The organism is Massilia rubra, assembly GCF_011682065.1.
Classification (GTDB): domain Bacteria; phylum Pseudomonadota; class Gammaproteobacteria; order Burkholderiales; family Burkholderiaceae_D; genus Telluria_A; species Telluria_A rubra.
In genome coordinates this window covers 56,507-67,195 of record NZ_VUYU01000035.1, presented here as the reverse complement: position 1 = coordinate 67,195, position 10,689 = coordinate 56,507, and the positions used below count along the sequence as shown (strand labels likewise).

The window sequence follows — 10,689 nt, the reverse complement described above, 5'->3', positions numbered from 1 at the left end:
TATATTGCTACCCCGTCGCGCTCCCCTATGCCAATGCCCTCCGCTATTCCTAGCTCTATTCCAACGCCGACGCCAACCCCGACGCCAACGCCAATTTCGGTCAGCGCCACCCAGACCGGCCCGACCACGCTGCAATTCGCAGTGCGCACATCGGCCTGGGCGGACGTGCATTACACGGTCAATTCCGGCGGCCAGCAAAACATCCGCCTGCGCCAGGATGCCGGCAACAATACCTATGCCGCTGGCGGCCTGAAGGCCGGCGACGTGGTCAAGTACAGTTTCACGTACTGGGACGTGGCGAAGAACTATGCTGTCGATACTGCGCAGCAAACGTTCACGATGAAGTAAGCGGCAAGGGCAAGGCGCTTGCCATCATCGTGGCCGTCTTGCCTGCCTTATCTGGCCTTGGCTGGCTGCGCCGGCAAGGCCGGCTTGCCGGCGGCCGGCGCCGCCGCCAGCCATTGTGTCGTCGGCGCCGTCATGTCCGGCTTGCGTTCCGCGGCGAAGGCCGACGCGAGCGCCGTCGAATTCATGTCGCGGAACAGGCGAATCCACTTGCCGTCTTCCGACACCAGCATGGGAACCACGGGTTTGATGGCTTTCATGGTGACCATCATGTGGAACAGCAAATAAAAATCGCGCTGCACGTTTTGCGTGGTGAGACCGCACGCCTTGGGCTGCGGCAGCGTACGCTTGGCCCAGAATGTCTGCCATGCCAACGCCGGATTGGCGTCGCAGCGTATCTTGACCACCTTTTCCAGCGCCGGCACGGCTGCGGGGTCGCTTCCCAGCAAGGAGGAGGGCACCAGGTAAAACGTCGTGTTCAGGCGCGACGCGGCCTTGGCCAGGTCTTTTTCCAGCATTTGGCAGCCCGGACAATCGACCGCCGAGAACATCAGGATCTTGCGTCCGCCGCCGTTGCCGTAGCTGATCTTGATCAGCTTGTCGTAATCGAGATTGGCCATGACTTCGGCGCGCACTTCATCGAGCTGCTTGGGCGTCATCCGGCGTGGTTTGCCGGCTTGCAGCCCGATATTGCTCAAGTCGCCCCCTTTGGTGGTGATGGTTCCGGCATCATTTGTGAGGGAAACCAGTTTGCCGGCCGGCGTGTAAATGCCGTACATGCCTTTCACCTGGGTTGGCACGACCTGGGCGTTGGCCGGGGTCACATCGGCAAGCGTCACGCCCGCCTTTTGCATGTTCGCAAAAAAATTGGTCCTGGCTGTATTCTGATCGGCCAGCGCAGCCGATGGCGCGATCGCCGCCGCCACAGCCAGCAAGGCGGCCATGATGGCGCTCGCCGGTTTGAACGGGGCGCGGGCGAGGTGGTGTGACATTGTTTTCACGGGAATACCTTTATGGAAAGATGAAAAATCAGCTTTTGCGCTTTGCAGCGGCCAGCCAATGGGTCGTGGGCGCAATCGCCACACGCTTGCGCGCCGCCCCGAACATGGTGTCGGCCACCTCGGGCGTCATGTCCATGTTGAAGTTCTTCGGAACCGGCGAGCCATCTTCGGCCACAAACATGGGAACCGCCTGGATCATGGATTTCACACCCGCCATGATGCTCGACAGCGCCTCGGTATCGCGATGAACCGACTGGGCGGTGAGCGCGCAAGGCTTGGCCGGCGGCGCTTCGCGTGTCGCCCAGAACTTTTGCCAGGCGACGCCCGGCTTGTCGTCGCACATGATGCGGGCAAGCTGTTCCATCAATGCCAGGCCGCCATTGTCCATGCCGCGCAGCGAGGCCGGCGCAATGTAGAAGGTCGTGTTCAGCGTCGACGCGGCCTGGACCAGCTCGGTTTCGTGGAGGAAGCATGTGCGGCAGTCCACCGACGAAAACGCCAGGATCCTGCGTCCGCCACCATTTCCGTAGGTAACCTTAATCAGTTTCTCGTAGGCCAGATGGGCCATCACTTCCGCGCGCAACCCGCCCACTTCCGCAGGCGTCATGAGGCGAAGGCTGCCCGGTTTCGGCCCCAGGGTGCTGAACACGCCCGCCTTGCCGTACAGGGTGCCCGCCTCATTGATGACGCCCATCAACTTGCCACTCTCGTTATAGGTGGCGTACAGCCCCTTGACCAGGGTGGGGGTGACGAGCGCATGCGTGGGGTCCAGGTCCCCGATGTCGAGGCCGGCTTTCTCGGCGTTGCCGAAAAAATTGGCGGCGGCGCTGGCGCTGTCGGCATGGGCGCTGGCTGTCAGCAAGCCCAGCGCGGCGGCGCACAGCGCGCGTTTGAATAAGGTGTTCAGGGTATTGCCTTGTATAAAGATGCAGAAGCCGGAAACGAGCGCATCGACGTCCTCGCCCCGCACGAACGCGTGGGCGAGGACGTCAAGCGCTCCCTGCGCACTATGCGTCGGCGCCGTCCAGCCAGAAAATGGCGTAGGCCTTGGCCGGGGTCTTTTCGGTCGGCTTTTCAATCTGGACCTGGGCGCAGTCTTCCGCCACCAGGCTGCGCCAGTTGGGAATGCCGGCATTGGCAAATACCGTCGTCGCTTTGGACGCCAGGCTGATATCGAGCGCCAGGCGTGCATTGCGCGCGCCGGTCTTGGCGTAATTGACGCCGCGCAGTTCGAAGCCGAACGCGCTCAGCCACGGCTCCCACAAGCCCAATTCCACGCCCTGCACGATGCGGCCGAACATATCCTTGAGCGGCAAGCCTTTTTTGATCACGCCGCGCAGCGGTTCGAGCGACGGCGCCGTGCGCGCATCGGTCGACAGCTTGCCGGCGCCACGATCACCGATCGCCTTGATTTCCTTGGAAAAAGCCGCATCGCGTTCGGTGTAATCGCGCATCCGGGAGAAAAACTCGGTGCTGATAAACGGGTTTTCAGGCCGGCCGACTGGTTCTTCGGGGGCGCGTTTGGCCGGAGGCTGTTTTTTGGTGGTCATAGATTCGGAACTGAAGTGTAAGGGGCGTAGTTTAACTTACTTGCCAAGCAGGGCAAGCGACTCATTCCATTGCCCCAGCCACGGATAGAGGAAATCGTGGGCCTGGAAAGCACGTTTGAGTTGCGAAATCGGCACGCGGTACGCATCGTTCATGCCCAGGGCCAGCGTCACCGGATTCCACATGGCCTGTTTTTTCGATTTGCGGGCGCTGCCTTTGATGCGCGCGCCTTCATCGCCGAAAATGCCGCCGGCGTCGTCGAGCGCCTTGTGCATATCGATCCGCAGCATGGTCCCGAATGCCGCCAACACTTCATCCTTGCTGATGCCGACGCGCGCCTCGCTGGCCGTTTCAACCACCATCGGCTTCGGCTCCGCATCGTGTTTGAGTTTGGCGACCAGGCGTTCCAGCTCCTTTTTGAGAAAGCGCAGCTCGTGCAGCTCGCGCCGGAAACCCGGCGCCGGCAACTGGGCTACGATCTTGTAGGCGTCCTTGGTCGTCGTGATCAGCACATCCTCGCTGCCGGCCACCAGGCGCGCCACATCCGCTTCCAGGAAGATCGGCGCCGCATAACCGCCGTTGGCGTCGCCGAACAGCTCGGCGTGATTGGCGTCGTAATCGAACCACACATACGGTGTGAGCGCGTTTTCCAGCAGTCGCGCCAGGGTCCATGGCGTGCCGGTTTGCTGTTCCATCCACGCGCAGGATTGTTCGGTAGTCGCCCGAAACGGGAGTTCGATGATCGTCATTGTTTATCCACTTGCAAAAAATTGAGCCACCGGGATGCCCGGTCAATACCGCCATGATAGGCGATCGGCCGGCGCACCATGCATTTTAGGATGGCATGCGGCATGAGATAATGGCGGCCATGACGCTCAAAATCTCCAGGATTCTCCACGCCGGCTATGTGTTCGAATGCGAAGGCGCCCGCATCGCTTTCGATCCGGTGGTCGAAAACCCGTTCAGCCGCAATTGCCACGCTTTTCCGGAAGTGCGCTTCGACCACGCGCAGTTCCGCGCGGTGCATTTCGACGCCGTCTTCATTTCGCATTTCCACGACGACCACTGCTCGTTCGACAGCCTCGATCTGCTGGACCGCGCCACGCCGCTGTACATCTACTGCGTGTTCGACGAATTGTTCGACATGGTGCGCGAACTGGGGTTTAGCAAGGTGCACCAGCTGCGCCTCGACGCGCCGGTGCAGGTTGGCCCGATGACGGTGATCGCGCGCGAAGCCATGGATGCGGATGTGGACTCGATGTTCCACATCCAGGCTGGCGGCCTGAATGTGCTCAATGTCGTCGATTCGTGGATCGATCCCGACATGCTGCCGGCGCTGGCGCGCTTTGCGCCGTGGGACATGGTGCTGTGGCCCTTCCAGACCATGCGCGAAATCGAAGTGTTATCGCCCTCGCGCGCGTCGCCCGCGCCGCCGCAGCTGCCGGAAGAATGGATCGGGCAATTGGCGGCGCTCAAGCCGCGTTATGTCGTTCCCAGTTCCTGCCAGTTCGTGCAGGAGCCGTGGTCCTGGTATAACCACGCGTTTTTCCCGATCACCTACCGCCAGTTCGAGCAAGAAGTGGGCGCGGCATTGCCCGATGCGCAGGTGGTGCGGATGAACCCTTCGGTGTCGTTTGTGCTGGACCGCGATGGCCTCCACGCCGCGCCGCCATTGAGCTGGGTGGTGCCGGTCGGCGAGCAGGACGTCGATTACCGGTACGAAGGCCACGCGACGCCGCCGCCAACAGCCGATATCGCGCGCCATTTCCCGGCGCTCACTAGCGACGAACACGCGCGCGTGATCGATTACTGCACCTCGGGCTTGCTGGATAAATATCGCGGCATGGAACTGCCGGAAGAGAGTTTTTTCGAAAAGCCGCGCGTGTGGCGTTTATCGGTATTCGATCATGCGGGGGAGGGCACGCATTTCCATTACCGCATCGAGGGCGACACGATCGACCTGATGGCCGGCGTGCCGGATGCCTTGTCGTGGACCACCGAAGTACCGGTTGCCAGGCTGTATGCGGCGCTGGAACTGGGCGAGGCGCTCACCTCCATGTATATGCGCATGAACGATGCGGTGTTCGACCAACAGACCGAGGCCGATTTGCTCGGTGCGGAACTGGTGGACGATCCGCTGATCCGGTGCTTGTTCAACGATGTGTTCGGGGCGTATCAGGCGGCGCAGTTACGGCGCATAAAAGAACGAGGCCAGGTTGTGGATACAGCGGGCTGATCACACCCTTTCGAAAATCTTGTATTCGCCACCGGTAATCTCAAGAAAATTGTCGACGTCGTCTTCCGCGTCCTCGCGCTGCTCGCGTGCCAGATCGGTACCACTTAACCATAAAATCACCTTCCCGTGAGCGACTGGCTCGATGATCAAGATGACTACGCCATTCTCGTCATCGGTTGTTCGCGGCGGGGCTTTGAACGCTAAAATTTTCGATGATCCTGGCAGTGCGGGCCACTCGCCCATTGCCTTGGTTTCAGGCGGCAGACGCGTGTCACTTATTGCATCTGCTATCGACGGGAATTCTCCCGAACACATTGCGACAAAGTACTTATCTTTTGCAGTGAATAGCGGTGTTGGCTCAGTTAGCCCAACCTGAGGAACAGGCAAGGCACTTGACACAGCAAGTTCAATAGGGTTTTTCGATTTCATCATTGATGATTTTTATGGTTGAGCGAAGGTATGCTCCTGGCGGACACCGTACGCCGGCTGGCTCAGTGTACGAGGTTGTTGCCAATGAGGCAAGCAATACGTTTTGTCAGGCGGGGCGACAGCTCGAATGCCAGACGTCTGGATCAAGCCGTATGCATCTCCGCCGCCGCATGCGTCGATTTCAGGGCCGTGCGCACGATCCAGCATTCCGGATACGACTCGCTGGCAAAGCGCGTGTGGCGCGCAAACTGCGTCAGCCGGTCCAGTGGCGCGCCCGGACTGAGCGCGGTTTCCTTGCCGGTGGCCGGGTCCAGATGCCAAAAACCACCGTTCTGGTGATACAGAACCGGCATCACCGCCGCCCTCGGCGCGGCGCCGAACGGCGCCACCGGGAAGCCCGGATGCTTGCCCGGCTCCAAAAAGTAAAAACACTCGGCATGCGCACCCTGGTCGATGCGGTGCACGATCACCCCGTGCGGCATCACCGCCGTCACACTGAGTACCACAATCCCCTTGATGCTGGCCGACAGCTCGATGCGCATGCCCAGCCGTAGCGGCACCGGCTTGTTCTTGCCCGGCCACACGCCGTCGAGCAAAATCCCATAGCGCGACACATCTTCGATCTCGAAACCGTTCATGCCGCGCCGGATCACCGCGTGACGCCCCGACAGGCGGCGCGTCAGGCCGTCGCGGTCCTGGCCGTCTTCGCCAAAATGGGTCAGCAGCACGTCGGCGTCCGGATCGTACAGTTCAAAACGGCCCAGCACGCACTCCGGCATGGCAAACAGGCGCACCTGGCGCTGCGAACCGGGCTCGGGCGCCGCATTGACCAGGCAGGCGCAGGCGGTCGGGTGCGGATGCGGCTCGGCATGCGCGGGCACGTCGATTTCGATCAGGTCTTCATCCCAGGCAATGGTCGAAAAGCCCATGTCGACCTTGCCCGGCTTGGCGTCCAGGTTCAAATGGGCGATCGAGGCGTTGCGCGCATGCACGTCGATATCGAGCCGACCACCGCCGGCCTGGGCGTTAACCCGGGCGATGGAGGCGTCGTCCGCCATGACGCGCACGTTTTTGTGGGTCGACAGGAAAGTCTGGTGGATGTCGGTCAGGGTGGCGTCGGGACGCGGCACCAGGATGACCAGGGTGCACACCCATTTATGGCGGATGCGGCCATCGTGCAGGTTGAACAGCTCGACCTCGATCCGGTATTGCCCGTGTTCCTTGTCGCGCGAGGAGAATTCGATGAACAGCGGGCGCCAGTCGCCGCGCAGGGTGCGCACGAACGAGTGGCGCGCGTTGCCCTGCGCAATCAGGGCCGACTGCAATTGCATGGTGACCAGTGGCGCGCTGTCGGGCGGCATGCCGCGCAGCTCGACCTTGATGGCTTGGCGTCCGCCAGCGGCGCGCGGGTCGAAGCCGCTGATGTGCAGGTGCGGACGCTGCAGCGCCGGCAGCGCCTGGTCCGGATACGCGAGCGGCGCCGCGTCCGGCTTGGCGCTCGGGCGCGCGCTGCGCAGGGCGCTGATCAACTCATAGCTGGAATTGGCTGGGGCGGTCACGGGCGCGGGCGTAGCCGCGGCCGGTACAGCGACGGCGGCCTGGCCATGGCCATTCGCGCATGCAGTTTCCCCTGGCATGACCCAGAAGGTGCAATGCGGATGCAAGGGGTTGTTGCATTTTTTCATAGCAATATTCGCCGTTCGTGAGTATCAAAGAATACGCGCTTTTCTTGAAGTGCGGCACGCCAAACGTCCGTGCCTAACAACAATATTTGTGTTTTGAAACAACATCTTGTCGAGTCATCAAGGCTCTCCGCCGCAAAGTTGTTCGCTTGCTATCGGCGCCGCCGTGTCATCGTGGACCAAGGGCCGCAGCACGATGGCCGTCAGGTTGTCGATGTGCAGCTCGGGCGGCGGATTGCTGCTCATTTCGGCAAACAAAGCGTCGGTCATGGCGCGCGCGTCCGGCTGCGCCTTGAACAGGGCCGGCCAACGGGCCAGCCAGGCGCCCGGGTCGGCGCACGCCCAGAAACCGTCGCTGGCCAGCAGGTACACCGCGTGCGGATCGAGTTCCAGCGCGCGCCGGTCGGGCAAGTGATACAGATACGAGGGCAAGTTGCGTGGCGAGAGCTCATACAAGCCATCGGCCAGCTCGGCCGGATTGGCGAACGCATTGCCCAGGATGAAGGCTTGCGAGATCTGGCAGCGGTGCTCGCCATGCACCTGCTGCCACCACTCGTGCTCGCCCAGCAAGCCACCCATCGCAAAGGCCGTGGCGGGAACGTGGTCGATGGTCATCGGTATAACTTGCGTATCGATAATTTCGTACAAGCGCGAATCGCCCACGTGGTACAGCAGTACCGGCTTGCCGGAGCGCAGTTCGAGCATGGTCAGGGTGGTGCCGGGGCGTTTGCCGGTAACCGGATCGCAGCCGAACTCTTCTTGCAACTGCGCATGCAGCAGGTCGAGCCGGGCCGACAGCTCGCCCAGGGTGTGGCAGGCCGGCATGTCCAGCAAGCCGCCGACGACCGCCTCGGCCGCCTCGCGTCCGCGTCCGTGGCCGCCCATGCCGTCGAGCACCGCCACGCGCATGTGGCCGCCCGGCCAGCCGGCCACCTGCTGGCGCTGTACGGCCTGCTCGTACAGGAACACCGCGCTGCCGGCGCTGTCGATGACCAGGTAATTATCCTGGTTCTCGAGGCGCTGCGGCGCATCGGCGCCGGCGCTGGAATGCACCGACACATCGAGATAGGGGCCAAAATCGAGGCTGGGAGCTGCTGTTGTCATCGGGCGTGGCCGGAATGGTTGGCAATCCTGACAGCTTATCGGAAAATTTGCCGCGCCAAAGCGACGATCAGATGGAGGTTTCCCGCTTTCCGGTCGCCAGTGCGATGGCGTTGACGATCACGCAGGCGCCGGCGGCGGCCAGCGCCGCCTGCACGCCGAGCTTGTCGGCCAGCGCGCCCCAGGCCATGCTGCCCAGGGTGTAGCCGCCGGCCATGACGAACAGGTAGATCGACAGGGTGCGCGCACGTATGCTTGCCGGAAAAGCCAGCTGCGCCGCCGCGTTCAGGGTCGACACCGTGGCCGACCAGGCCATGCCGGCCGCCACGATGAGCGGCACCAGCAAGGCCAGCGAGCGGATGAAGGGCAACAGGCACAGCATGGCGCCATACACCAGCAAGGACGCGCTTAACAGGTGCGTCTTGCCGATACGGCAACGCAGCGACGGCAGCAGGAAGGCGCCGCACACCGCGCCCGCGCCCAGGCTACCCATCAGGATGCCGAACACGCTCGAATCCCTATGCAGTACTTGCTTGACGAACACCGGCAGCAAGGCCGCGAACGCAATCGTCGAGAAAAACACCGTGCACACATTGAGCAAGATGCGCCGGTAGCGAGCGCAGCCAAGCGCGGTACGCACGCCGAGCTTGAGGCTGCTTGTAAAATCGACCTTGGGGCGCACCTCGGGTACGCCATCGCGCCACCACGACCAATACACCGTCAGCAAACCGACAAAGGACAGTGCATTGACCAGGAACAGCGCGCCGGCCCCGACCCAGTTGAACAGCAGTCCGCCCAGGGCCGGCCCGAGGATGGCCGCCACGTTGTAGCTCAGGTTGTTCAGGGTGGCGGCCGCTTCAACCTCGTCCGGCTCGACCAGGCCCGACATCGACGCTTGCCAGGCCGGCCACATGAAGGCCGCGCCGGCGCCCATGCAGAACGTCAATACCAGCACGGGCGCGGTCGAAATGCGCCCGCTGATGGCCAGCGCCGCCATGACGCAGGCGCACAGGGCCATGAACAGATTGCAGAAGAACAAAAATTTGGGCCGGTCGACGGCGTCCGCGATCACCCCGGCAAACAGGGCGAACAAAAAGATGGGGATATAGCTGGCGGTCTGCACCAGGCTGGCGGTGGAGGCCGAACTTGCCACAAGGGTAATCAGCCAGGCCGAGGCGAAGGTCTGGGTCCAGGTACCGAGGTTCGATATCAGGTTGGCGATCCACAGTTGCCGGTAGCGCGCGTGGCGCAGCGGCTTGGACAAGGGCACCTTGGGCCGCAGCGACGGCGCCGGCAGCGGTACGGACAGGCTCGGTTTAGGCATGATCGTTCCAGTCTAAAGCGCGTTGGTGCCGTGCGTCAACATACCGGCGCAAATGACCTGCACATTCGCGGCCAAACGTGCACAATGAGCGTTCTGTCAACCGTCCCATACCGATAATGCACATCCGTCCTATCGAGCACAGCGATGTCCCGGCCGTCGCCGCCCTGTTCCGCGCGCTCGCCATCGAATTCATCGTCCACGAATCGTCGCCGGAAGCGGCGGCCACCTTCTTGCGAGACAATGACGAAGAAGGTTTTCACGGGTTTTTGCGCCTCGGGCATGCCTATCACGTCGCCGAGATCGATGGCGAACTGGCCGGCTTCATTGCGGTGCGCGAGCGCCAGCACCTGTACCACATGTTCGTTGCCAAACAATTCCATGGACGCGGTATCGCGCGCGCCTTGTGGGACGTGGCGCGGCGCGCGGCGATCGTGGCCGGCGGCGATGGCAGCTTTACCGTCAACGCCTCCAACTACGCGCTGCCGGTCTACGAAGCGATGGGTTTCGAGCGCACCGCGCCGATGCAATGCGTGAATGGCTTGTACTTCAACCCGATGAAGCGCCCTGGCTGACAGGGTCAGCGCCGCGCTTCCTCGGCGCGCCGCAGCCACAGGCTGCTCGACCAGCCGCGCACCTGCCTGCCATCGATGTTTGCGCTGACCTGCCACCAGTCGCCGTCGCGCAGTCCGGTCGTGGTGACCACCGTGCCCGCCGGCGCCACCGCGATGCGCGGCGCGCCGATGCCTTTGTCCGCGCGCAGGTTCAGGTCGTCGAAGACGGTGTAGCTGACGCCCGCATGGGAGGGCGAGGGCGGCGCGGCTGCGGCCATGACCGGGCCGCTTGCGGGCAGCAGCGACAGCAGCAGGGCGCCCAGCCCCCAGGTGCCGGCCGCCAGGATACCCGCCGCGCGCAGGTTCGGCCGGCGCCACCAGCGCGCGGGCGTGAGCCACGCCGCCAGCACCAGGGTGGCGATCAGGCCGGCCGCGTAGGCGAGCACGGTGAGGGAGTTCGCGCTTGGCATGG

The 10,689-nt window shown here is 63.0% G+C and carries 11 protein-coding genes and 1 pseudogene; 3 read left to right on the top strand and 9 right to left on the bottom strand.

Translation table 11 applies throughout. The annotated features are described in order from the left end of the window. Window positions 1-348, top strand: a pseudogene (locus tag F0185_RS30725) (glycoside hydrolase family 16 protein); the annotation flags it as partial. A gap of 47 nt (window positions 349-395) precedes the next feature. Here the strand turns inward: F0185_RS30725 and F0185_RS30720 are convergent. Genes F0185_RS30720 through F0185_RS30705 form a run of 4 tightly spaced genes read right to left on the bottom strand, consistent with a single transcriptional unit; the run spans window position 396 to window position 3,643 of the window. Next, window positions 396-1,346, bottom strand: coding sequence for a thioredoxin domain-containing protein (locus F0185_RS30720; RefSeq protein WP_167231894.1), 951 nt, complete (start codon window positions 1,344-1,346; stop codon window positions 396-398). Between the two features lie 28 nt (window positions 1,347-1,374). Then, on the bottom strand, window positions 1,375-2,316 hold the full coding sequence (locus F0185_RS30715; protein WP_167231891.1) for a thioredoxin domain-containing protein: 942 nt from the start codon (window positions 2,314-2,316) through the stop codon (window positions 1,375-1,377). A gap of 37 nt (window positions 2,317-2,353) precedes the next feature. Beyond that, window positions 2,354-2,896 carry a hypothetical protein gene (locus F0185_RS30710; protein WP_167231888.1) on the bottom strand — a complete coding sequence of 181 codons (543 nt, stop codon included), beginning with the start codon at window positions 2,894-2,896 and terminating at the stop codon, window positions 2,354-2,356. Between the two features lie 36 nt (window positions 2,897-2,932). Continuing rightward, window positions 2,933-3,643 carry a hypothetical protein gene (locus tag F0185_RS30705; protein WP_167231886.1) on the bottom strand — a complete coding sequence of 237 codons (711 nt, stop codon included), beginning with the start codon at window positions 3,641-3,643 and terminating at the stop codon, window positions 2,933-2,935. Window positions 3,644-3,762: 119 nt separating this feature from the next. On the opposite strand from F0185_RS30705, the gene F0185_RS30700 reads away from it, so the two are divergent. Beyond that, complete coding sequence (locus tag F0185_RS30700; protein ID WP_167231883.1) at window positions 3,763-5,130, top strand: MBL fold metallo-hydrolase; 1,368 nt, start codon at window positions 3,763-3,765, stop codon at window positions 5,128-5,130. Here F0185_RS30700 and F0185_RS30695 read toward each other — a convergent pair whose 3' ends face one another. From F0185_RS30695 to F0185_RS30680, 4 genes are all read right to left on the bottom strand, one after another. Next, complete coding sequence (locus tag F0185_RS30695) at window positions 5,131-5,562, bottom strand: hypothetical protein (RefSeq protein WP_167231879.1); 432 nt, start codon at window positions 5,560-5,562, stop codon at window positions 5,131-5,133. A gap of 140 nt (window positions 5,563-5,702) precedes the next feature. Further along, window positions 5,703-7,118 (bottom strand): FHA domain-containing protein, encoded by a 1,416-nt coding sequence (locus tag F0185_RS30690; RefSeq protein WP_370664095.1) that lies wholly within the window; start codon window positions 7,116-7,118, stop codon window positions 5,703-5,705. Between the two features lie 243 nt (window positions 7,119-7,361). Beyond that, on the bottom strand, window positions 7,362-8,345 hold the full coding sequence (locus tag F0185_RS30685; RefSeq protein WP_167231876.1) for a PP2C family protein-serine/threonine phosphatase: 984 nt from the start codon (window positions 8,343-8,345) through the stop codon (window positions 7,362-7,364). A 67-nt stretch (window positions 8,346-8,412) separates the two neighbouring features. Then, window positions 8,413-9,666, bottom strand: a complete 1,254-nt coding sequence (locus F0185_RS30680) for an MFS transporter (protein ID WP_167231873.1) — start codon at window positions 9,664-9,666, stop codon at window positions 8,413-8,415. Window positions 9,667-9,782: 116 nt separating this feature from the next. Here F0185_RS30680 and F0185_RS30675 point away from each other — a divergent pair, with 116 nt between their 5' ends. Further along, complete coding sequence (locus tag F0185_RS30675) at window positions 9,783-10,238, top strand: GNAT family N-acetyltransferase (RefSeq protein WP_167231870.1); 456 nt, start codon at window positions 9,783-9,785, stop codon at window positions 10,236-10,238. Window positions 10,239-10,243: 5 nt separating this feature from the next. On the opposite strand, the gene F0185_RS30670 is transcribed toward F0185_RS30675, so the two are convergent. Continuing rightward, on the bottom strand, window positions 10,244-10,687 hold the full coding sequence (locus F0185_RS30670) for an SH3 domain-containing protein (RefSeq protein WP_167231867.1): 444 nt from the start codon (window positions 10,685-10,687) through the stop codon (window positions 10,244-10,246). Between the last annotated feature and the right edge of the window lie 2 nt (window positions 10,688-10,689).

What these genes read in the sequence shown, in the direction of transcription:
- F0185_RS30710 (WP_167231888.1), bottom strand. Translation starts at nt 2,896, where the DNA reads ATGACCACCAAAAAACAGCCTCCGGCCAAACGCGCCCCCGAAGAACCA.
- F0185_RS30705 (WP_167231886.1), bottom strand. Translation starts at nt 3,643, where the DNA reads ATGACGATCATCGAACTCCCGTTTCGGGCGACTACCGAACAATCCTGC.
- F0185_RS30700 (WP_167231883.1), top strand. Translation starts at nt 3,763, where the DNA reads ATGACGCTCAAAATCTCCAGGATTCTCCACGCCGGCTATGTGTTCGAA.
- F0185_RS30695 (WP_167231879.1), bottom strand. Translation starts at nt 5,562, where the DNA reads ATGATGAAATCGAAAAACCCTATTGAACTTGCTGTGTCAAGTGCCTTG.
- F0185_RS30685 (WP_167231876.1), bottom strand. Translation starts at nt 8,345, where the DNA reads ATGACAACAGCAGCTCCCAGCCTCGATTTTGGCCCCTATCTCGATGTG.
- F0185_RS30680 (WP_167231873.1), bottom strand. Translation starts at nt 9,666, where the DNA reads ATGCCTAAACCGAGCCTGTCCGTACCGCTGCCGGCGCCGTCGCTGCGG.
- F0185_RS30675 (WP_167231870.1), top strand. Translation starts at nt 9,783, where the DNA reads ATGCACATCCGTCCTATCGAGCACAGCGATGTCCCGGCCGTCGCCGCC.
- F0185_RS30670 (WP_167231867.1), bottom strand. Translation starts at nt 10,687, where the DNA reads ATGCCAAGCGCGAACTCCCTCACCGTGCTCGCCTACGCGGCCGGCCTG.